19 protein-coding genes are annotated in these 21083 nt (G+C 59.6%); 13 read left to right on the forward strand and 6 right to left on the reverse strand.

Annotated elements, in window-relative coordinates; all coding sequences use genetic code 11:
- Positions 1–4: 4 nt before the first annotated feature.
- Together LDZ21_RS16395 and LDZ21_RS16400 are read left to right on the forward strand one after the other, a co-directional pair.
- A complete protein-coding gene (locus LDZ21_RS16395; RefSeq protein ID WP_244795843.1) occupies positions 5–3064 on the forward strand; it encodes a peptidase domain-containing ABC transporter in 3060 nt (1019 codons plus the stop codon).
- The gene (locus LDZ21_RS16400) at positions 3061–4374 is read left to right on the forward strand and encodes a sigma-54 interaction domain-containing protein (RefSeq protein WP_244795844.1); all 1314 of its coding nucleotides are present in this window, start codon (positions 3061–3063) and stop codon (positions 4372–4374) included. The genes LDZ21_RS16395 and LDZ21_RS16400 overlap by 4 nt, the downstream gene beginning before the upstream one ends.
- On the opposite strand, the gene LDZ21_RS16405 is transcribed toward LDZ21_RS16400, so the two are convergent.
- Together LDZ21_RS16405 and LDZ21_RS16410 are read right to left on the reverse strand one after the other, a co-directional pair.
- Positions 4358–5128 (reverse strand): PP2C family protein-serine/threonine phosphatase, encoded by a 771-nt coding sequence (locus tag LDZ21_RS16405; protein WP_244795845.1) that lies wholly within the window; start codon positions 5126–5128, stop codon positions 4358–4360. The genes LDZ21_RS16400 and LDZ21_RS16405 overlap by 17 nt on opposite strands.
- An 80-nt stretch (positions 5129–5208) precedes the next feature.
- Positions 5209–5499 (reverse strand): hypothetical protein, encoded by a 291-nt coding sequence (locus LDZ21_RS16410; RefSeq protein WP_244795846.1) that lies wholly within the window; start codon positions 5497–5499, stop codon positions 5209–5211.
- A 376-nt stretch (positions 5500–5875) separates the two neighbouring features.
- Here LDZ21_RS16410 and LDZ21_RS16415 point away from each other — a divergent pair, with 376 nt between their 5' ends.
- From LDZ21_RS16415 to LDZ21_RS16425, 3 genes are all read left to right on the forward strand, one after another.
- Complete coding sequence (locus LDZ21_RS16415) at positions 5876–6385, forward strand: lecithin retinol acyltransferase family protein (protein WP_244795847.1); 510 nt, start codon at positions 5876–5878, stop codon at positions 6383–6385.
- 10 nt (positions 6386–6395) lie between these two features.
- On the forward strand, positions 6396–6644 hold the full coding sequence (locus LDZ21_RS16420; RefSeq protein WP_035963682.1) for a hypothetical protein: 249 nt from the start codon (positions 6396–6398) through the stop codon (positions 6642–6644).
- Between the two features lie 152 nt (positions 6645–6796).
- Positions 6797–7900 (forward strand): 4-hydroxyphenylpyruvate dioxygenase family protein, encoded by a 1104-nt coding sequence (locus LDZ21_RS16425; protein WP_244795848.1) that lies wholly within the window; start codon positions 6797–6799, stop codon positions 7898–7900.
- Between the two features lie 25 nt (positions 7901–7925).
- Here the strand turns inward: LDZ21_RS16425 and LDZ21_RS16430 are convergent, their stop codons facing one another.
- Positions 7926–8297 (reverse strand): cupredoxin domain-containing protein, encoded by a 372-nt coding sequence (locus tag LDZ21_RS16430; RefSeq protein WP_244795849.1) that lies wholly within the window; start codon positions 8295–8297, stop codon positions 7926–7928.
- Positions 8294–9274 carry a metallophosphoesterase family protein gene (locus tag LDZ21_RS16435; protein WP_244795850.1) on the reverse strand — a complete coding sequence of 327 codons (981 nt, stop codon included), beginning with the start codon at positions 9272–9274 and terminating at the stop codon, positions 8294–8296. The genes LDZ21_RS16430 and LDZ21_RS16435 overlap by 4 nt, the downstream gene beginning before the upstream one ends.
- 196 nt (positions 9275–9470) lie before the next feature.
- On the opposite strand from LDZ21_RS16435, the gene LDZ21_RS16440 reads away from it, so the two are divergent.
- The 7 genes from LDZ21_RS16440 (at position 9471) to LDZ21_RS16470 (ending at position 18038) form a co-directional block, all read left to right on the forward strand.
- Positions 9471–10106: an RNA polymerase sigma factor gene (locus LDZ21_RS16440; RefSeq protein WP_244795851.1), complete on the forward strand. Its 636-nt coding sequence runs from the start codon at positions 9471–9473 to the stop codon at positions 10104–10106.
- Positions 10096–10794: an anti-sigma factor family protein gene (locus tag LDZ21_RS16445; RefSeq protein ID WP_244795852.1), complete on the forward strand. Its 699-nt coding sequence runs from the start codon at positions 10096–10098 to the stop codon at positions 10792–10794. Before LDZ21_RS16440 ends, LDZ21_RS16445 begins: the two co-directional genes overlap by 11 nt.
- 236 nt (positions 10795–11030) lie before the next feature.
- The gene (locus LDZ21_RS16450) at positions 11031–12242 is read left to right on the forward strand and encodes an ABC transporter substrate-binding protein (RefSeq protein WP_404981086.1); all 1212 of its coding nucleotides are present in this window, start codon (positions 11031–11033) and stop codon (positions 12240–12242) included.
- Between the two features lie 100 nt (positions 12243–12342).
- Positions 12343–13215, forward strand: coding sequence for a branched-chain amino acid ABC transporter permease (locus tag LDZ21_RS16455; protein WP_035963688.1), 873 nt, complete (start codon positions 12343–12345; stop codon positions 13213–13215).
- A gap of 7 nt (positions 13216–13222) precedes the next feature.
- Positions 13223–15169, forward strand: a complete 1947-nt coding sequence (locus tag LDZ21_RS16460) for a branched-chain amino acid ABC transporter ATP-binding protein/permease (RefSeq protein WP_244794870.1) — start codon at positions 13223–13225, stop codon at positions 15167–15169.
- A gap of 48 nt (positions 15170–15217) precedes the next feature.
- Positions 15218–15952: an ABC transporter ATP-binding protein gene (locus tag LDZ21_RS16465; protein WP_244794871.1), complete on the forward strand. Its 735-nt coding sequence runs from the start codon at positions 15218–15220 to the stop codon at positions 15950–15952.
- A gap of 73 nt (positions 15953–16025) precedes the next feature.
- Positions 16026–18038, forward strand: a complete 2013-nt coding sequence (locus LDZ21_RS16470; protein WP_244794872.1) for an acyl CoA:acetate/3-ketoacid CoA transferase — start codon at positions 16026–16028, stop codon at positions 18036–18038.
- Between the two features lie 8 nt (positions 18039–18046).
- On the opposite strand, the gene LDZ21_RS16475 is transcribed toward LDZ21_RS16470, so the two are convergent.
- The gene (locus LDZ21_RS16475; protein WP_244795883.1) at positions 18047–19558 is read right to left on the reverse strand and encodes an amino acid permease; all 1512 of its coding nucleotides are present in this window, start codon (positions 19556–19558) and stop codon (positions 18047–18049) included.
- A 295-nt stretch (positions 19559–19853) separates the two neighbouring features.
- Between LDZ21_RS16475 and LDZ21_RS16480 the strand changes: the two genes are divergently transcribed.
- Positions 19854–20510 (forward strand): peroxiredoxin, encoded by a 657-nt coding sequence (locus LDZ21_RS16480; protein ID WP_244794873.1) that lies wholly within the window; start codon positions 19854–19856, stop codon positions 20508–20510.
- Between the two features lie 53 nt (positions 20511–20563).
- Here the strand turns inward: LDZ21_RS16480 and LDZ21_RS16485 are convergent, their stop codons facing one another.
- Complete coding sequence (locus LDZ21_RS16485; protein WP_244794874.1) at positions 20564–21037, reverse strand: ferritin-like domain-containing protein; 474 nt, start codon at positions 21035–21037, stop codon at positions 20564–20566.
- Positions 21038–21083: the final 46 nt, after the last annotated feature.

The raw sequence follows: 21083 nt of genomic DNA on the forward strand, positions 1-21083 counted from the left end.
GCCAATGGACGCCCCTTCCACCTTCGATTCGACGGCCGAGTTTCTTGCGGCAGTCGAGCTACTCTCTCCGTTCTCGCGCGAGGAAACGGAGCAACTCGCCGCGCACGCCGAGTCGCGCCGCTATGCTTTCGGCGAGACCATATGCAATGCGGGCGATCCGGCCGATGGCCTGTTCATCGTCAGGGCCGGCTCCGTGCGCATCTTCACGGAGGAGCACGGCAAGGAAATCAGCATGGGAGTCAAGAAGGAGCGCGAGACGTTCGCGGATATCGCCATGTTGCGCGAGTATCGGCATGAATCGTCGGTGCGTTCCTCCGGCAAGACAGAGTTGCTGTTCATTCCGCGCAAGGTCATCGAGCCGGTCATCGCGAGGAATCCCGCCGCGCTTGCGTTTGTCACGAGCTACGTCGCCATTGCTTCCGCCGGAGGTTTCGTCGCGAAGCTATTCGATTTGCGCGGCAAGCTGAACAAGGCGGAACTCGAAGAGTGCGTGCGCAGCGTCGGCGTCAAGCGCATCGGCGAAGGCAAGGAAATCTTCAAGCAGGACACGCGCGACGACAGACGCCTTTATGTCGTGCGGCAAGGAGAAGTGCGCCTCGTGCGCGATGAAGGCGGCCAACAACATGTGATCGCGACGCTCGGCCCCGGCGAGATCTTTGGCGAGAAGGCTTGCGTGATGCGTCAGGAGCAGATGGCGTCGGCCATTGCGAGCGTCGATACGCGCCTGCTCGTCATACCTGAAAAGACCGTGCATTTCATCATCGAGCGCAATGTCAAACTGCGCGAGGTGCTCGAAGAGCGCATCCGGTACATCGAGCGTGAATTGCAGCGGCAAAGGAAGCTGGCGGAGCGGCGCAAGCTGCCCGCAATGCTCGATCTTCAGACGAAGCCGGAATTCGGCGAGCGCGTCATCAAGCGCTTTGCATGGGTCGAGCAGGCCGAAGAAATGGATTGCGGCGCTGCGTGCCTCGCCATGATATGCAGGCATTACGGCATCGGCATGACGCTCGGCAAGCTCCGTGAACTCGCAAACGTGACGACGCAAGGCGCGACGCTCGACAGCCTTGCGCGCGCCGGCGAAGCACTCGGATTCACGACGCGCGGCATGCAGTGCACCTATGAATCGCTGCGTGGTTTCGAGCTGCCGTTCATTGCGCATTGGGAGGGCTATCACTACATCATCGTCTATGGGATATCGAGCGAGAACGTCTGGGTCGCAGACCCGGCTATCGGCTTCAGAAAGATGACAGCGGGCGAGTTCGAACGTGGCTGGAGCGGCACGTGCCTGCTCTTCACGCCCGCGCAAGACCTCGTGCAACAGGCGGTGTCCAATTCGCCGTGGATACGCTTCGTCGGTTATCTCAAGCCTTATCGCAAGATACTGTTGCACCTTTTTCTTGCGACGTTCGTCATTCAGATGCTGGGCGTCGTTCCGCCACTCATCATCCAGAACATTCTCGACGGCGTGATCGTGCATCAGAACGTCGGGCTGCTGCATGTGCTGATTGCGGGACTCATCGTATCCAATGTTTTCTCTCAACTCATGTCCACCATACGCGCCTATCTCGCGAACTTCATGGTGCGAAACATGGACTTCTCGATGATGTCGCAGTTCTTCAAGCATACGTTCTCGCTGCCGTTTAGCTTTTTTGCGAAGCGCAAGACGGGGGACGTATTCGCGCGCTTTCAGGAAAACCATACGATCCGCGCGTTTCTCACCGAGTCCACGGTCACGACGGTGCTCAATCTGCTGATGGTGTTCATCTACTTCACGATCATGTTTCTCTACAACGTGAAGCTCACGCTCTTGCTCATCGCATTCGTGATTCCGCTGATGGCGCTGACGGTGCTGGCGACGCCGCGCATCAAGCACAATGCGCGCGAGATGTTCTCTTCCAGCACGGACGCGCGTTCCTATCTGATGGAGGCATTGGGCGGCGTCGAAACGGTGAAGGGGATGGGCATCGAACGGGCGGTGCGCCTGAAATGGGAGAAGAAGTATGCAAAGTCCCTGGAAGTGCAGTACAAGTCGCAGCGATTCAACATTGTCGTGGGACTGTGCAGTCAGTTGCTGAATGCCGCGACGACCATCGCGGTGTTATGGGTCGGTGCGAATCTCGTGCTTTCACGCGAACTGACCATTGGACAACTCATTGCATTCAACGCGTTCATGGGAAGCGTGCTGTCGCCGCTCATGGGGCTCATCGGCTTATGGAGCCTGCTCAACGATGCGGGCGTCGCAATGGAGCGGCTTGGCGATGTACTCGACATCGAGCCAGAGCAGAAACCTTCTGAAATGCAGCAGCGCGTGATGTTGCCGGACCTTCAGGGCAATATCAGCTTCAACGGCGTGTACTTCCGTTACGGCGATGGCGACACGCCCTATGTGCTCGAAAACATTAGCTTCGATATCAAGCCGGGTGAATTGATTGCAGTGGTTGGCCGAAGCGGATCGGGCAAGACGACGCTTGCAAAATTGCTGGTCGGCTTCTATGCGCCGGGCGAAGGAAAAATGACGGTGGATGGCTACGACATCAACGTGATCGACAAAGGCTTCTATCGTGCGCAGATCGGCTATGTGATGCAAAGCAATCTGCTGTTCTCGGGAACCATCGCAGATAACATCGCGAGCGGCGATGAAGCGCCGGACCGCAGGCGCATCGAGGAAGTCGCCAAGATGGCCGATGCCCACGCGTTCATCACGCGCATGCCGCTCGGCTATGAGCAGGTGGTGGGCGAGCGGGGCGTCGGGCTGTCGGGCGGACAGATTCAGCGGCTATGCATCGCACGCGCGCTTTATCACGATCCGCGTCTGCTCGTATTCGACGAGGCTACGTCCGCACTCGACACGCAATCGGAAAGCAATATCCTCGGCAACATGCAGGAGATATTGAAGGGACGCACGGCGGTCATCATCGCGCACCGACTCTCCACGATCATGCGCGCCGACAAGATTCTCGTGCTCTATGAAGGCGGCATCGTCGAACAAGGCAAGCATGACGAACTCGTCGCAAGAAAGGGCATGTATTACCAACTCGTGCAGAAGCAACTGAGCGCAGCATGAAAATACTCGACCAGCCTGAAAGCGACAGCGTGCCCGCATCGGCGATCTCGTATGCGGGAATCATCGAGAAGATCGAGATATTGCGCTCGACGCTGCGATGGACTTCCCGCCTCGAGCGCCCGGAAATCGAAAAGCTGTTGCGTCAGGCTAGCGCATTGCGCGACGAAGTCATGCAACTTTCGCACAAGGAGCGCTTCGTGCAAGCCGCAGCTTCGGAGCCGAAGCGCGAGCTATCGGCTGCGGCCCGGCGGCAGGCGCTGATCGAACGCAGCTTCGTTTTCGAAGGCACGTTCGGCGACAACCCGAAATTGCTGGAAGCACTGGAAATTGCGGAGAAAGCTGCGCCGACCGACCTTCCCGTTCTGATCGATGGCGAAAGCGGCACCGGCAAGGAACTGATGGCCAAGGTCATTCACGCCAACGGCTCGCGTGCGGACAAGCCTTATATCTCCGTCAACTGCGGCGCGATTCCGGACAATCTTCTCGAATCGGAGTTATTCGGGCATCGCAGAGGCGCTTTCACCGGCGCAACGAACGACCGCAAAGGCAAATTCGAAAGCGCACATACTGGCACGATCTTTCTCGACGAGATTGGGGAGCTTCCGCTTTCAGGCCAGGTGAAGTTACTGCGTGTGCTGGAAGCGCATGAGATTCAGCGCGTAGGTTCCGACGAACCCATCGCGGTCGACACGCGCATCGTCGCCGCGACCAACCGCAACTTGCGGCGCTTCTGCGATGAAGGGCGCTTTCGCGAAGACTTGTACTATCGCCTGAGTGTGATCCACGTGACCTTGCCGGCACTGCGTGAGCGTCGCGACGAGATACCGCTTCTGCTTGCGTATTTCGGCGATGAAGCTGCGGCCACGCTCAAACGCCGGCCCGTGAAGATGTCGCCCAGGCTGCGCGATTTTCTGCGCCACTACGATTATCCCGGCAACATCCGCGAGCTGCGCAACGTGGTGTACCGGCTTGCATGTCTGGCCGGGGAGATGGCGGATATCGAGCATCTTCCGCTGGATATCAGGCCGAAGTCGTCGCTGTCACTCGCCATTGGCGGAGCATCGGCAAGCGGCGACGGGATTGCCACGGCGAGTTCCCTGAGCGAAGCCAAGCGCGTCGCAAGCGACGAAGCCGAGCGTGCCTTTCTCGAACGCGGCTTGCAGGAAGTGGGCGGCACGGTAGCGGAACTCGCGCGGCGCTACGAGATGAACCGGTCACACCTGCAAATGCTATTGAAAAAACATGGGCTTCATTCAAAGGATTTCCGGCTTGCAGCGCAAAAGGCGAGAGACGCTAGATCGACGGATTGACTTGAGTCCTGTCCATCGCCATCACGTCTTCCGCATGCGCGACGACCAATGAGATATTGTCTCGCCCGCCGCGTTCCAGCGCCTTTTCAAGCAGTCTTTGCGCGGCGAGCTCGCAGTTGCCCGCTGTGAGTTCGCTTGCCATTTCCGCTTCGCTGATCTCGTTCGACAGGCCATCGCTGCACAAGAGAAAGGTATCGCCGTCGTTCAGCGCCACGGTGCTTTCGTCGAGATCGAGAACGTCGAGCGCGCCCACTGCGCGTGTGATCAGATGCTGCGCGGGATGATGCAGCGCTTCTTCCGCGGTCAACTGCCCGCGTGCTTTGAGTTCTTCGACGTGGCTATGATCGCGCGTCAATTGCACGAGCCTTCCGTTCCTGAAAAGATAGATTCGACTGTCGCCGGCCCAGAGATAAGCGCATGCGCCATTGCGAGCGGCAAGCACGACCACGGTGCTGCCGATGCGCGATACCAGCCGTCTGGCGGCCTCCATGCGCAGCTTGCCGTTGACGTCGATGAGACGTTCGCGCGCATCCGCGATGACACTGGCAAGCCCGCCATTGGACGAGATAGCCGACAGGCTCTCGATCACCATACGGCTTGCCAGATCGCCGACAGCGTGTCCGCCCATGCCATCGGCGACGGCCCACAGACAGCGCTCGGGTGAATCGAGCAGGGCGTCTTCGTTGATTTGCCGAATGCATCCGACATCGGAGCGGGCAGCCGATGTCCATCGAAATTCAGCCGTGAAGGTCACGACAACCTCCCTTGATCCTGAGCGCGCACGCAATTCGCCGATTGTGCGCCAGAAAGCGCGCGCGCTAAACGCGCTGGCCGCTACCCCTCGCTATTTGCCGACGCTGCGTTCGGACTAACGTTGAGACTCGCGCCGTTGCCGGAATTATGGACATTGACCGACTGGAACTGATTGATCATCTGGTCCGCAGTGAAGTTGTTCGTGATGTCGTAGATATTCACGACGCCGCCAAAGCCTTCCTGACGCCCCGAGATGTACGGCGTGATCCAGCCAAAGACCCACGGCGCGCCGCCGCCGCCACTGATGGCCGACATCGCCGCGTCGTCGAGTTCGCGACTGCATTCGAGATCGGTGACGGATAGGACGCTCATATTCATTCTCCGCAAAGCGCTTTGAGGGACGCGTGAGCCAATGCAAGTCGTATGCCGACTTCGTGGCTGGCGCTCGCGGCCCATTCGACGCGGGCCTGCGTCGCCTGGCGTTGGGCGCGCACCGACATTCGCGATCCGCCAGTCAGTTTTCTACCGACACCCGGGGCACCTACCGACAGATGGCCAAATCCCAACAGAAACGGGGAAGCGCCGTTTGTTCGACGCGAACACCATCCCATCATTTCGAGTCGACAAAGTTAATAAATTCAATCAAATCAAGGCACTAAAAAACTGGCAAGAAAGCTGCGAATGACATCGCAACCAGGCGTCGCACAAACACCTGGCGCCACCCGAAGAACTCATAACGGAGCGAGTCATGTCAAGCAGCGAAACGTCCGGATCGTTCGATGAAACAGCCGCCGAGCACGGCTTTTCCCTCGGCGCCGAAGTCGTCACGCGCCGCTCCGGGTATGAGCATCACGGAATATATGCGGGTAACGGCATGGTTATCCACTATGCCGGCTTCGCCAAGTCACTGCATCGCGGTCCGATCGAGGAAGTGACGCTCGCGCAGTTTGCGGGCGGCTATGGCGTGACGATGCGCCAGCATGCGGCTGCACGTTTCATCGGCATGGAAGCGGTGCGGCGCGCGCGCAGCAGGCTCGGCGAGGATCATTACCGCCTGTTGACCAATAACTGCGAGCACTTCGTTTCATGGTGCCTGTTCGGTGAAGCGCGCAGCAGTCAGGTCCGCGCGTGCCTCGTTCATCCAGGCGTCGCGCTCGATGCGCTCAAGGGACTGCTCAAGGCCTATGTTTCGGCCGAACGGCGCCGCCGTGAAAGCGCGTTTGCAAATAGCGGACTGAATACGTCTTTAGCCATGTGAGGAGACCATCATGGACACCCCCGAAAATTCACTTCACTGGGCCGTCGATAAATGGCTCGCACCTTCGCCGGCGCATCCGGCACGCGTCGTGCAACTGTGCCGTTCGCATCTCACAGGCATGCGCTTCGTTCGCATCGAGGCGTGGCATGCAGGCGGCTCCATTGCGATCATCTTTTTCCGCCACGAAGATGGCACCTGGAATGTATTTCCGCCGCAGGTCAGGCGTCTCTCGATGAGCCCCGCGCGGCTGGCCGCCTGAGGCGCGCGCGGGCCCCGCTTTGACACGAACGACACGCTGCCGCTACTCTAGATGCAAAGATGTGCCACGCAAACGCGATGGTGGCACGCGATGCGGCAGTCATGGTAGTTTTCGCATCCGTGAACCGGTTCGTACAATTCGAGGTATTGCCGATGACCCAGCCTGACTCCGCTGACTTTTCTCCGTCCGCCAGCACGGCCGCCGAATCTCAGATCGGCGAGAATCCGCTCGGCATTGCGGGGCTGGAGTTCGTAGAGTTTTCGAGTCCCGATCCGCAAGGGCTCGCCGCATTATTCGAGCGGCTGGGCTTCACGCCGGTTGCGCAGCACGTCAGCAAGGCGGTCACGCTGTATCGGCAGGGCAGCATGAATTTTTTGCTGAATGCCGAGCCGGATTCGTTCGCGACGCGGTTCGCCCAAACGCATGGCGTCGGCATCGCGGCCATCGGCATTCGCGTGCTGGATGCGCAAACGGCACATGAACGCGCCGTCGATTACGGCGCATGGGATTTCGAAGGCGAGAAGATCGGCCCCAACGAACTGGCAATACCGGCCATTCAAGGCATTGGCGACTCGCATATCTATTTCGTCGATCACTGGCCGGGCAAGAATAGCGGCGAAACATCGATATACGACATCGATTTCCGCGCGATTCCCGATGCGAATGCAGATCTCAAAGGCGCGGGCCTGCTCGAAGTCGATCACTTCACGCAGACGGTCGGCGCTGGCCGCATCCGCGAATGGCTCGATTTCTACGACGACGTGCTGCATTTCCGCGAAATTCATCAAGTGCATCCGGACTGGCACGTGTCGCAGGATTCCGCTGTCACGGTCTCGCCATGCGGCTCAATCCGCATTACGGTCTACGAGAAGGGCACGTATCGCACGGACTTGATGCAGCAATATTTGCCCGATCATGAAGGCGAGGGCGTGCAGCACATCGCACTGGCATCCGCCGATATCTTCGCTTCCGTCGATGCCCTCAGCGCGCGGGGCGTGCGCTTTCTCATGCCGCCGCAACGCTATTACGATGAGATCGACGCCCGGCTGCCCGGTCATGGCCTCGATATCGACAAGCTGCGCACGCGCGGAATTCTCGTCGATGGCGAGATCCTGCCCGACGGCACGCCGCAACTCTTCTTGCAGACCTTCATCGAACGGGAGCCGGGCGACATGTTCTTCGAAATCGTCGAGCGGCGCGGACATCATGGCTTCGGCGAAGGCAACCTCGACGCGATCGCCAAAGCGCGAAGCTGACAGACCGCGCCGTGGCGTCGCGCGTTCATTGCACGATGATGGTTCCTGTCATGTGCGGATGCAGCGAACAGAAATACTTATAGGTTCCCGGCTTTTCGAATACATGCGAGAAGCTGTCGCCACTGTCGAGCGGATCGGACTTGAATGATTTTGCTTCGTCGACGATGGTATGCAACATGTCATCGTGATTCGTCCATGTCACCTTCGTGCCGGCAGGGACGGTCAGCGTGTCCTTGTTGAACGCGAAATTGTCGATGGACACGACGGGCGCGCTCACAGCCGCCACTTGTTGTGCAGGTTCTTCGGCGCAAGCGGATGGCATCGCGCCAACGAGGCCCTTGATGGCGAGTGCGATTGCAAACTGCCGGGCGCATTGTCGAATGAGCGTGATGTTCATGCTCCTGCCTCCGCCAGCGATGTATCGACGATAGCCAACTGCTCGCGTCCCGCAACGTGCGTCACGGCGCGCAAGCCGAGCATCGATCGCAAGCGGTCTGCGCCGACTTTCATCGGTCCGGGGCCGGTTGCCGCGCCCGGCGCGGGCTGCGGAAACGCGGTCGACATAGCCGAATAAAAACACATGTCGCCTTCTACTTTCTGCGCGACCTGATGCACATGTCCATTCAGGACCGTCACCGAACCGAAGCGCTTCAGCAAGGTGAGTGCTTGCGCGCTGTCGTCGGTGCCCCAGCCCCATGCGGGATACAGCGCCCATAACGGTATATGCGCGAATACGACGATAGGCGTACTGCTCGTCCTTCCCTGCAAGTCTTGCTTGAGCCATGGGAGTTGCTCATCGCCTAGAAAGCCGAGGCCGCCGCCCTTCAGGTCGATCACATTCGTCAAGCCGATGAAATGCACACCGCCTTCGTCGAAGCTATACCAGTGACGCGTGCTGCCGCGTCCATACTGCACGGAAAAGCGCGCAAAGAACGGGTCGCCGTTATCGACGAGCACGTCATGTTCGCCGGGGACGTAATGCACCGGCATGCCTGCATTGCCGATGATCTGCGTCGCCGTATCGAACTGGGCCGGCGTCGAGAGATGTGTAATGTCGCCGGTATGAATCATGAAAGCGGGGCGCTGAGGCATTTTTCGCACCTGGCCGATGGCTGCCTCGAGCGTGCTCGCCGGTTCCGTGTTCGGGTCCTTGTTGAATCCGATATGGCTATCGCTAATCTGCACGAAGCTGAAGGAATGCGCGCTTTCCTCGGCATGAGCAGCGGAAATCAAGCTCGAGCGCGGCACGCCGCCGCTGATCGTCCACAACACGCCTGCGCCCGCCCACGCCATGCAGGACAGAGCGGTGCGCCGGCGCTTGCCGTGATCGTCCAGTTCGGACGCGGGCGGCAAATCCCTCAGTTCGGTATTCATGATGGTTCCTTTGCGAGTGACGTAAGAGGCAATGAATGACGCAGCGGGCATCCGTCCATCGAACCGGCTTACGCGGCGCGATATTCCTGGAAAATTTCTTCGGGGGAAGGGAATAAAGCGGTCCTGCAACAAGTAAAGGAGGATGTGCACGCGCGACACCGGGCGTGTGTTGATCCGCCTTGAGGAGACCCGCGCGATGTGGCCCAGCAGGTCGAGAGCAGAGAAGTCCCCGCATGCGCGCTTCGAGGCGACCGTGATGCCGCATATCGACGCCGCATACAACCTTGCGCGCTGGCTATCCGGCAGCGCGAGCGACGCGGATGATGTCGTCCAGGAAGCCTATTTACGCGCATTCCGTTTCTTTAGCGGCTTCGAAGGCGGCGAAGAAGCGAATGCGCGTGCATGGCTTCTGGCTATCGTGCGCAACACCTGGTTCACCGAGTGGCGCAAGCGCGTGCACATGGCCGACGGGACGCCCTACGATGAAGACATCGCCAGGGATGAAGCCTTGCCTGGCTGGTCCGACGCAGCCGGCGTGAACCCCGAGACGCTTGCAGTGCGTAAGGACGAAGTCCACCTCGTGCATCGCGCACTGGAGGCGTTGCCGCTCGCTTTTCGCGAGGTGCTGGTGCTGCGTGAACTGGAAGACATGAGTTACAAGGAAGTCGCCGCCATCACGGGTGTGCCGATCGGAACGGTGATGTCGCGGCTTGCGCGAGGCCGCAAGATGCTGGCCGGGGCCGTGCGCGCGGCGCAATGCGACAGACCGAGCGTCAGGCTCGTGCGCAAGTCGGGGCCGGGTCATTCCGAGGAGTCGGGCAATGGACAATAACGAAGCTGCTTCGCTCGATACGAGGCTCAACGATGGCTCGCTTTATCAGCACGCGCCGGTGCATTTGCGCGCGCAAGTGCTGGCGCGCGTGCGCGAGGAAAGTCAGCGCTCGCAAAAGCCTGAGCAAGGCCGCCGTCCGTGGCGTCTGGGGCTTGCTTTGCCGGGGCCATTCTTTGGCGGCGCATTCACGGGCGCGACGCTCTCCGCGATGGTGCTGGGCGCGATGCTGTGGTTCGAGGCCGCGCCGCGTCCTGCGAGCGATGCACCGCTCGCGCAGGAGATCGTGTCGAGCCACGTGCGCGCGTTGATGTCGGATCGGCCCATCGATGTATTGTCCAGCGACAAGCACACGGTCAAGCCGTGGTTCAACGGCCGCATCGACTATGCGCCGCCTGTAGTCGATCCGGCTGGACCCGGCTTCGCGCTCGTTGGCGGACGGCTCGATTACGTCGGGCATCGGCCGGTCGCTGTTGTTGTTTATCGATATCTGAAGCATCCCATCGACGTTTATGTTTTTCCCGAGAAGCCGCCGCTCAAGGATGGACAGATCGTCGTCACTCAGTCCGATGATGGCTATGCGCTTGCACGCTGGAATCGCGACGGCATGACGTTCTGGGCCGTGACTGATGCTTCCGCCGCGGTCTTGCGCCAGTTCACGCACGCCGTCGAGCAGGGCACGCCGCGCTAAAAGAGTGCATCGCTTCCTTCGCTGTTCCTTTGCATCCCGAAGCGGCCGCCTCGGAATGCCGCGGTTTTGCGTCCCGATGTGCGCTAACGCTCGTGCCGTTCGGGTATGTCCGAATATGGTCTGATCCTTACATTTTTCTAAACTCGGTCACCAAGCGCCTAATTAGAGCGACAGCTAAAAGAATCGGGCGGTCAGGCTTTCACTAAGCGGTTAAAGCGACGGAGACAGAAATGGGAATGCAGATGAAGCTCATCGCGGGCATGCTCGCGTTCGGCGTTTTTTCGTCGGCCTATGCGGCTGATCCGATCAAGATCGGCGTCGACGGCCCGTTCACGGGAGGCTCGTCGTCGATGGGCGTCAGCATGCGCGATGGCGTGCGGCTCGCGACTGCGGAAATCAACAAGTCGGGCGGCGTGCTCGGGCGGCAGATCGTGCTCGTAGAGCGCGATGACGAAGCCAAGAACGAACGCGGCGTGCAGATCGCGCAAGAGCTGATCAACAAGGAAAAGGTCGTAGCCGTGGTCGGTTATATCAATACCGGCGTTGCGCTCGCCTCCCAACGCTTCTTCCAGGAAGCGAAGATCCCTGTCTTCAACAATGTCGCGACGGGTTCGGTCGTCACCAAACAGTTCGACGATCAGCCCGACAACTACGTCTTCCGCAACGCCGCAGCCGACCGCATTCAGGCGCCGATGATCGTCGAGGAAGCCATCACCAAGCGCGGCTTCAAGAAAGTCGCGATCCTCGCCGATTCGACGAACTACGGCCAGCTTGGCCGCGAAGACCTTGAAAAGGCGCTCTCGTCGAAGGGCATCAAGCCTGTGGCAGTCGAGAAATTCAATATCAAGGACGTCGACATGACCGCTCAATTGCTCAAGGCAAAGGCGGCGGGCGCGGAAGCTGTCCTTACTTATGGCATCGGACCCGAGCTTGCGCAGATTGCCAACGGCATGGCGAAGCTCGGCTGGAAAGTGCCTTTGATCGGCAGCTGGACGCTTTCCATGGCGAACTATATCGACAACGCCGGCGCGAATGGCGAAGGCGCGCGCATGCCGCAGACCTTCATTCAGGATGCGAATACGCCGAAGCGTAAAGCCTTTATCGAAGCGTACGTGAAGGAATTCAAGCCGAAGAACGATCGCATCGATTCGCCGGTGTCGGCGGCGCAAGGCTACGACTCGGTTTATCTGCTCGCGGCGGCCATCAAGCAAGCCGGTTCCACCGATGGCCCGAAGGTGAAGGAAGCGCTCGAAAACCTGAGCACCAAGGTGGACGGCGTGGTGATGTCCTACGACAAGCCCTTCACCAAGGCGGACCACGAGGCAATCAGCCCGAACGTGCCTGTGATCGGTGAAGTGAAGGCCGGGCGGGTCGTCTACGCATACGACGCGGACAAGAAAGGCGGCAGCACGCTGCGCACCAAGCAGACGACGACCGCTTCGAACTGACGCACGAGTTCCATTCCGAGGGTAAGAGCCGCGCCCGCCGCAGATGGGGGGCGCGGCTTGACGCATGCGCTTGGTGTTCCGATCCAAAGGCGTCCAGACGATGATTCTTCTTCAGCTCATTTATAGCGGCATCGCGCTTGGCATGATCTACGCGGTGATCGCATTCGGCTATCAGCTCACCTTCGCGACGTCCGGCACGCTGAACTTCGGTCAGGGCGATGCGCTCATGCTCGGCGCACTCGTGGGCCTGACGCTCGTATCGGCAGGCGTCAACTACTGGCTGATGATTCCGCTCGTGTGCCTGTTCGGGCTTCTGCAAGGCTCGTTGGTCGAGCGAATCGGTGTGCGGCCGGCGATCAAGATCAAGTCGGAATTCGGCTGGATCATGTCGACGATTGCGCTTGGCATCATCTTCAAGAACGTCGCGGAAAACGTGTGGGGGCGTGACGATCTGCGCTTTCCTTCGCCGCTGCCCGAATCGCCGCTTCACGTGTTCGGCGCGAATGTATTGCCGATGGAACTGCTTGTCGTAGCGGGCGCGCTCGTCATGATGCTGGCGGTGGAATTCTTCAATCGCAAAACGATCTTCGGCAAGGCCGTCGTGGCAACCGCGAACGATCGCGATGCCGCTGCGCTCATGGGCATCAATACGGGACTCGTCATCACGTTCTCGTATGCGTTGTCGTCGCTGACGGCGGCGTTTGCAGGCGTTCTGATTGCGCCGCTGACGCTGACAGGCGCGACGATGGGCGCGGTGCTCGGCCTCAAGGCTTTCGCCGTGGCGATTATCGGCGGCTTGTCGAGCGGCATGGGCATCATCGTCGGCGGCATGATTCTCGGCATCGCAGAGACTACAACGGGCTTTTATATCTCCACCGGCTACAAGGATGTGCCCGGCCTCGTGCTGCTTTTGATCGTGCTTGCGGTCAAGCCTGCGGGTCTGTTCGGCAAGACAGCGATCAAGAAAGTCTGAGGCGGCCATGAACAAAGCGAAGAACTGGATTGCGGCCCTCATCGGCCTGGCGGCGCTTGCGGCGTTCCCGGTCGTGTCGGGAAATCCGTATTACATCCATCTCGTCGAAACCATCATGATTTACGCGATCCTGCTGTTCGGGCTCGATATCGTGGTGGGCTACACCGGTCAGGTATCGCTCGGTCACGCGGGCCTCTTTGGCGTCGGCGCTTATACGGCGGGCGTTCTGTTTGCGAAGCTCGGCCTGCCGTTCTATGTGACCGCGCCGCTCGCAATCGCCGTGACTGCCGCGTTCGGCGCGATACTCGCGTTGCCCGCGCTGCGCGTGTCCGGTCCTTATCTCGCGATGGTCACGCTCGCATTCGGCACGATCATCCAGATTCTCATCAACGAGATGGACTCCCTGACGAACGGCCCGATGGGACTCAAGATTCCCAAGCCTACGCTGGCGGGTCACAAGCTCGATGAAGTCGAGTATTACTGGCTTGTTGCCGCGCTTTTGGTGGCATCGCTGATCGTAGTGCATCGCGTGTTGAAGTCGCATCTCGGGCGTGCGTTCGAAGCCTTGCGCGATAGCCCCATCGCGTCGGATTGCATGGGCGTGTCGGTTTATCGCTATAAAGTTTATGCGTTCGTGATCAGTGCGGGCTTTGCCGGACTGGCTGGCTGTCTCTATTCCTATTCCGAGCAATACATTTCGCCGAATACCTATAACTTCGAACTGACGATTCTCTTCTTGCTCGCCATCATTATGGGCGGGCGCAAGACTCGCACGGGCGCGATCATCGGTTCGACAGTCATCGTGTTGTTGCCCAAGCTGCTCGACGACATAGCGAACTTCCGGATCGTCGCTACCGCACTGGCCGTGCTCGTCGTTGCAGGAGCCGCGCTTGCGCTGGCACGCAAGACAACGACGCCGCAGCGCGTGGCGATCCCGGTGATCGGCACGGCGGGCCTTGCCGCATTCTCTTTCTGGATCGATGCGCTGACCGACTGGCGTCTCACGATATTCGGCCTGATGATTCTGCTCGTCGTCTATTACTTGCAGGACGGCATCGTCGGCTTCGTGCGAAAGTCACTGCATCTCGGGCGCGTGCGCGTCACCAAGGTCGATACCAGCGCCCTTGCAAACGATACACGCGAAGACGATGCAGTCGCCGCCGTCGCACGCGAAGGCGCGGATGCCATTCTCGATGTCCGCGGCGTACTGATGCAGTTCAGCGGCCTCAAAGCGCTGAACAACGTCAGCCTGACGGTGAAGCGCGGCACGATTCACGGCCTGATCGGACCGAACGGATCGGGCAAGAGCACGATGATGAACGTCCTGACGGGCATCTATGTGCCGACCTCGGGCGTCATTGAATATCAGGGCGAGTCGCTGGGCGGGCGTACTTCATCGAAGATCGCGCTGTCGGGCATCGCGCGCACTTTCCAGAACGTACAGCTATTCGGCGAGATGACCGCACTCGAGAACGTGCTCGTGGGTCTGCATCATACGTTTCGCTCGAATTTCGCGGATGTCGGCGCGATGAGCCCGCGTTATCGGCGGGAAGAGCAGGCCGCACGCGAGCGCGCATTCAACATGCTGCGTTTCGTGGGGCTGGAGCACGTCGCGGGCGAAGAGGCGCGCAATCTTCCTTATGGCAAGCAGCGTCTGCTCGAGATCGCGCGGGCGCTCGCGCTCGATCCGCAATTGCTTCTGCTCGATGAGCCTGCCGCCGGACTCACTGCGCCGGATATTCGCGAGCTCGTCGCGATCATTCACAAGGTGCGCAATCACGGCATTACGCTGGTGCTGATCGAGCATCATATGGATGTGGTGATGAGCGTGTGCGATACCGTGTCGGTGCTCGACTTCGGACAAAAGATCGCGGAAGGCAAGCCTGCGGACATTCAGGCTAACGAGAAAGTGATTGAAGCGTATCTGGGCGGCAAGGCCGCGGAAACGGCTTGATGAATACGCTCAGACAATCGCAGAGCAACGCCACGAGAAGGATCACCGATGCTAACGATCAATAACCTCCACGCGGGCTATGGCAAGGTCAAAGTGCTGCACGGCATATCGCTCAACGTGCCGAAGGCGAAAGTCGTCACGCTGATCGGCTCGAACGGCGCGGGAAAGACGACGACCATGCGCGCGATCTCCGGCATGATCAAGCCGACTGACGGCGAAATAACCATGGGCGTCGGCGATGCGGCGAAGCGTATCGACGCACTGGACTCTCACAAGATCGCGCGTCTGGGTTTGGCGCATTCGCCGGAAGGACGACGCGTATTCGCGACGATGTCCGTCACGGACAATCTGCTGCTGGGCGCATTTCCGCGCCTGACGTGGGCGCGTCCCAAAGGCGACGTGGCTGCCGATCTCGAACGGGCGATCGAGCTGTTTCCGCGGCTCAAGGAGCGCCGGCACCAGCTCGCCGGGACGCTTAGCGGCGGCGAACAGCAAATGCTCGCGATGGCGCGCGCCATCATGCTTAATCCCGATCTCGTGCTGCTGGATGAGCCATCCATGGGTCTTGCGCCGATCCTCGTCGAAGAAGTCTTTCGTATCATCGAGCGCCTCAAGCAGGACGGCGTGACGATGCTGCTCGTCGAACAGTTCGCCGCTGCTGCGCTGAATGTCGCCGATTACGGCTATGTGCTCGAAAACGGTCGCGTCGCGACGCATGGTCCAGCGGAGCAGTTGCGCAACGATCCTTCAGTCAAGGCGGCGTATCTCGGCGCGAGCCATTGATTGCAATTTGGTGATACCGTGATGCGAAGCATCGTGAGCGCGATGATCACGAGCATCGAATAAAGGAGACACCATGACCGCCACGCCTCGTCATCCGTTTCCATCGTCGGCGCGCCTCGTGGAACGCGGCAAGATCGTTTCCGCGAGTGAGGCCGTCCGGTTGATTCGTTCAGGCGACACCATCGCGACGAGCGGCTTCGTCGGTGTCGGTTTCGCTGAAGAAGTGGCCATTGCGCTCGAAGCACGGTTCCTCGAAAGCACAGACAAGGCGTCATCCGATTCTCACGAGCCAGTCGAGAATCTCACGATCGTTTATGCCGCAGGGCAGGGCGACGGCCGCACCAAAGGGCTGAACCACTTCGCGCATGAAGGACTGGTCAAGCGCGTCGTTGGCGGACATTGGGGACTCGTGCCGGGCTTACAAAAGCTCGCGATGGAGAACCGCATCGAGGCGTATAACCTGCCTCAAGGCGTCATTTCGCAACTCTTTCGCGATATCGCCGCGCATCGGCCCGGACAACTATCGAGCGTGGGCCTCGGCACGTTCGTCGATCCGCGCAATGGCGGCGGCAAACTCAATGCGCGCACAACCGAGGATATCGTGCGGCTCATGCAGATCGACGGCGTTGAGTACCTGTATTACAAGGCTTTTCCCATCGATGTCGCGATCGTGAGAGGCACGACCGCCGACCTCAATGGAAACGTCACGATGGAAAAGGAGGCGCTTACGCTCGAAGCACTTTCCATCGCGATGGCCGCGCGCAATTCAGGCGGCATCGTCATTGCGCAAGTGGAACGGCTTGCGGAATCCAACACACTTAGTGCAAGACAAGTGAAGGTTCCCGGCGTGATGGTCGATTGCGTTGTTGTCGCGCGTCCGGAGAATCACTGGCAGACGTTCGGCGAACAATACAGTGCGGCGTTTTCCAGTGAGTTGCGTGTCGCCGCGAGTTCCGTGCAGCCGATGCCGCTCAATGAACGCAAGGTGATCGCACGCCGCGCCGCGTTTGAATTGATGGCGAATAGCGTCGTGAATCTCGGCATCGGCATGCCCGAAGGAATTGCGAGTGTGGCGAACGAGGAACAGGTGATCGACCTGTTCACGATGACGACCGAGCCCGGCGTGATCGGCGGCATTCCCGCGGGCGGACTCAATTTCGGTGCGGCGACGAATACGCAGGCCATCATCGATCAGCCGTATCAGTTCGACTTCTACGATGGCGGCGGCCTCGACATCGCTTTTCTCGGGCTTGCGCAAGCGGATCGAGAAGGCAACCTGAACGTCAGTAAGTTCGGGCCAAAGCTCGCGGGCGCCGGCGGCTTCATCAATATCAGTCAGTCCGCGAAGAAGGTCGTATTCGTCGGCACGTTCAACGCGGGCAAGCTCGATATAGCGATCGACGCCGGCAAGCTGAACATTCGTCGCGACGGCGATTGCCGCAAGTTCGTCGATGCCGTCGAGCATCGCACCTTTAGCGGCCGCTATGCTGTCGAGCGCGGGCAGACGGTGCTGTATGTCACCGAACGCTGTGTGTTCGAGCTGACTGGAGAAGGGCTCGTGTTGACGGAAGTCGCGCCGGGCATCGATATCGAGCGGGATATCGTCGCGCAGATGGGCTTCAGGCCCGTTATCAAGTCGGCGCCGCGCCTGATGAACGAGCGCATTTTCCACGATACGCCGATGGGCCTGCGAGACGTGCTGCTCGGCCTCGGACTGGCCGAACGCTTCAGTTATGACGCGGAGAAGAACCTATTCTTCATCAACTTCGAAGGGCATGAAGTCGCCACGCTGCAAGACGTGGAAGACATACGCCGCGAAGTGGAGAAGCAACTGGCGGACGTGAAGACGAAGCCGCATGTCATCGTCAACTACGACAACTTTTCGATTCGCCCCGAGATGCTCGATGCTTACTCGGAAATGGTCACGGGACTCGTCAGCGGCCTATACGACGGTGTTACGCGCTATACCACCAGCAGTTTTCTGCGCATGAAACTCGGCGATGCGCTCAAGCAACGGGGCGTCGCGCCCTACATCTATGAAAGCGCGCAAGAAGCGCGCGAGCACAGCACGCGACGCTCCGGCTAACGCTATCGTCAATTTCTCGCAGTGTGGCCCCGCGGCGTCTGTCGCGCGTCCCGCAGTCTGCTGTGGCGGATGCCGTAGACGAAGTAAATGACGATGCCGATGGCCATCCATACGATAAGACGTATCCACGTATCGGCAGGCAATCCCGTCATCAGAAAGACCGATGAAAGCGCGCCGAGCGGAGCGACGATGAATACGGCAGGCGTCTTGAATGCGCGCTTGAGTTCCGGCTGTGTGATGCGCAAGACGAGCACGCCGATGCAGACGACCGCGAATGCGAACAACGTGCCGATGCTGACGAGTTCACCGACGAGACCGATCGGCAGCAAGCCGGCCAGAATCATTACGATGAATCCAGTCACGATGGTGGTGATGTACGGCGTATGAAAACGCGGATGAATCTTGGAAGCGAACGGCGGGAGCAAGCCGTCTCTCGCCATCGAATAAAAGATGCGCGGCTGGCTGAGCAGCAGTACGAGAATCACCGAAGTCAGGCCGAAAATGGCGCCGAGCTTGACGATGGGCGAAAGCCAGCGCATGCCGATTGCATCGACACCAACAGCGATGGGGTCGGCGACGTTCAGCTTGTCATAGGACACGATGCCGGTCAGTACGTACGAGACGAGCACATACAGGATCGTGCAGATCGTAAGCGAACCGAGCAGGCCGATAGGCATGTCGCGTCTTGGATTGCGTGTTTCCTGCGCCACGCAAGAAACGGAATCGAAACCGATGTACGCGAAGAAAACCACCGCCGCGCCGCGCAAGACGCCGCTCATGCCGAACACACCGGATTCGCCCGTATTCGGTGGAATGAATGCGCCAGTCGGATTGCTCGCCGTCACCCAGTGACTTGTATCGACATATCCGATGCCCGCCGCGATGAACGCGAGCACGATCAGCACTTTGATCACCACGATGATGCTGTTCACGCGCGCCGATTCGCGAATGCCGACGACAAGCAACATCGTGATGAGCCCGACGATCACCATTGCGGGCACGTTGAGAATCGCGCCCGCGTGACTCCATCCCTTGCCCGGTTCGTAAGCGAAGGGAGCCTGAGACAATTGCGGGGGTATATCGATATGCAAAGAATGTAGAAAGCTCACCACATACCCTGACCAGCCGATCGCGACCGTCGTTGCGCCAACCGCATATTCGAGTATCAGATCCCAGCCGATGAGCCAGGCGATCAGTTCGCCCATCGTGGCATATGCATAGGTATAGGCGCTGCCGGACACCGGCACCGTCGATGCCATCTCCGCGTAGCAGAGCCCGGCGAGCGCGCATACGATTGCGCCGAGGACGAACGAAATGCTGATCGCGGGGCCCGCATTCGTCGCCGCCGCGTGACCCGTCAGCACGAAAATCCCCGCGCCGATGATGCATCCGATGCCGAGCAAGGTGACATCGAGCGAAGACAGCGAACGTTTCAGTGCATGTCCGCCATGCGTTTCCTGAAGCACCTCATCGGTTTCTGCCGCCTCGCTTTGCAGCGCAGCAACGGATTTTTTTCGCATGACGCTCACGATCGCCTCCTAGGTGACAGCCGCTGGCTGTCGAGATAAACGCTGTTCCGTGATAGCAGATTTCCCCGAGGAATACGAGCTTACACGAGGCGTCTGCGCTGAACGCCCGTTCGCGCCAGCATTTCTTATGCCCCTGACCCTCTCGCCAGCGGGGAAATTCGCAAGCCGGTCCGCCGGGCGGTCGCGGCGCACTATAATCGGCTTGTCTGTTGCGCTCTCACAGCCGGAATCCGTTTCGCAACGGCGCGGAACGCTCTCCGATTACATTTCAACGTGGAGATCAAATATGTCCATCCGTATTGGTGACGAAGCCCCCGATTTCACCGCAGAGACCACGCAAGGCCAGATCCGGTTTCATGAATGGATTGGCGACCAATGGGCGATTCTTTTCTCGCACCCGAAGGACTTCACGCCGGTCTGCACTACGGAACTCGGTTACATGGCGAAGCTGAAGCCGGAGTTCGACAAGCGCAATACGAAGATCATCGGGCTGTCCATCGATCCCGTGGATAACCATTCGAAGTGGGCGAAGGACATCGAGGAAACGCAGGGCGCAGCCGTGAACTATCCGATGATCGGCGATGCGGACCTCAACGTGGCCAAGCTTTACGACATGATCCATCCGAACGCGAGCGGCGGCGGCCCGCGTACTGCTGTCGACAATGCAACCATTCGCGCGGTGTTCATCATCGGCCCGGACAAGAAGATCAAGGCGACCTTCACTTATCCGATGAGCGCGGGCCGCAATTTCGACGAAGTGCTGCGCCTGCTCGATGCGATGCAACTGAACGCGAAGCATACGGTTGCGACGCCTGTGAACTGGAAGCCGGGCGAAGACGTGATCATTCCGACGTCCGTATCCGACGAAGACGCAAAGAAGAAGTATCCGGAAGGCTTCAAGACGCTCAAGCCTTATCTGCGCACGGTGGCGCAGCCCAAGTAAGCTCGTTGTGTTTCTGAAAGCGCGCTGTCCGTCCTAGGGCTGCGCGCTTTCTTTTACACATGCCCGTTTCGTCTCTCGGGCGACGTTTCGACTTCGCCGGGGCGCCGCAGCATCTTGTCGACCTCGCCGGCATGCATTTCTTCGGTCTGAATCATTTGCCGCGCGTATTCCTCCAGCGCCACCGAACGATCCTCAACGAGCTTGAGCAATTGGCGATACAGGTCGAGCGCAACGTTTTCCGCTTGCAGTGATTCGCGCAGAATCGTCGCGATGTCGAATGTGTGATTGTCGAGAAGCGGGCCGATTTCCAGCGACGGATAAGCGCCTAGCGTCGTGATCCATTCGCCCGCCTGATGCGCATGCGTCAGCGATTCGTCCGCCTGCGCGCGCAGCCATGACACGATCGGAATGCGGCCGAAGCCGAACACGAGAAACGAATAATGCGTATAGCGCACGACGCCAGCGAGTTCGGATTCGAGAATCCGGTTCAATACGCCAACGACCTCTTCCTTGTCGAGTTCCGCCATCGTTGCCTCCGTCATTGCGTTGCAAAGCGCGTTACGGCCAGTCAGG

The sequence above is a fragment of the Caballeronia grimmiae genome (assembly GCF_022879615.1).
GTDB classification, from domain to species: domain Bacteria; phylum Pseudomonadota; class Gammaproteobacteria; order Burkholderiales; family Burkholderiaceae; genus Caballeronia; species Caballeronia grimmiae.

Bases quoted from the DNA above. Each gene is read 5' to 3' on its own strand.
- LDZ21_RS16395 (WP_244795843.1), top strand. From the start codon at position 5: ATGGACGCCCCTTCCACCTTCGATTCGACGGCCGAGTTTCTTGCGGCA.
- LDZ21_RS16400 (WP_244795844.1), top strand. From the start codon at position 3,061: ATGAAAATACTCGACCAGCCTGAAAGCGACAGCGTGCCCGCATCGGCG.
- LDZ21_RS16410 (WP_244795846.1), bottom strand. From the start codon at position 5,499: ATGAGCGTCCTATCCGTCACCGATCTCGAATGCAGTCGCGAACTCGAC.
- LDZ21_RS16415 (WP_244795847.1), top strand. From the start codon at position 5,876: ATGTCAAGCAGCGAAACGTCCGGATCGTTCGATGAAACAGCCGCCGAG.
- LDZ21_RS16420 (WP_035963682.1), top strand. From the start codon at position 6,396: ATGGACACCCCCGAAAATTCACTTCACTGGGCCGTCGATAAATGGCTC.
- LDZ21_RS16425 (WP_244795848.1), top strand. From the start codon at position 6,797: ATGACCCAGCCTGACTCCGCTGACTTTTCTCCGTCCGCCAGCACGGCC.
- LDZ21_RS16430 (WP_244795849.1), bottom strand. From the start codon at position 8,297: ATGAACATCACGCTCATTCGACAATGCGCCCGGCAGTTTGCAATCGCA.
- LDZ21_RS16435 (WP_244795850.1), bottom strand. From the start codon at position 9,274: ATGAATACCGAACTGAGGGATTTGCCGCCCGCGTCCGAACTGGACGAT.
- LDZ21_RS16440 (WP_244795851.1), top strand. From the start codon at position 9,471: ATGTGGCCCAGCAGGTCGAGAGCAGAGAAGTCCCCGCATGCGCGCTTC.
- LDZ21_RS16445 (WP_244795852.1), top strand. From the start codon at position 10,096: ATGGACAATAACGAAGCTGCTTCGCTCGATACGAGGCTCAACGATGGC.
- LDZ21_RS16450 (WP_404981086.1), top strand. From the start codon at position 11,031: ATGCAGATGAAGCTCATCGCGGGCATGCTCGCGTTCGGCGTTTTTTCG.
- LDZ21_RS16455 (WP_035963688.1), top strand. From the start codon at position 12,343: ATGATTCTTCTTCAGCTCATTTATAGCGGCATCGCGCTTGGCATGATC.
- LDZ21_RS16460 (WP_244794870.1), top strand. From the start codon at position 13,223: ATGAACAAAGCGAAGAACTGGATTGCGGCCCTCATCGGCCTGGCGGCG.
- LDZ21_RS16465 (WP_244794871.1), top strand. From the start codon at position 15,218: ATGCTAACGATCAATAACCTCCACGCGGGCTATGGCAAGGTCAAAGTG.
- LDZ21_RS16470 (WP_244794872.1), top strand. From the start codon at position 16,026: ATGACCGCCACGCCTCGTCATCCGTTTCCATCGTCGGCGCGCCTCGTG.
- LDZ21_RS16475 (WP_244795883.1), bottom strand. From the start codon at position 19,558: ATGCGAAAAAAATCCGTTGCTGCGCTGCAAAGCGAGGCGGCAGAAACC.
- LDZ21_RS16480 (WP_244794873.1), top strand. From the start codon at position 19,854: ATGTCCATCCGTATTGGTGACGAAGCCCCCGATTTCACCGCAGAGACC.
- LDZ21_RS16485 (WP_244794874.1), bottom strand. From the start codon at position 21,037: ATGGCGGAACTCGACAAGGAAGAGGTCGTTGGCGTATTGAACCGGATT.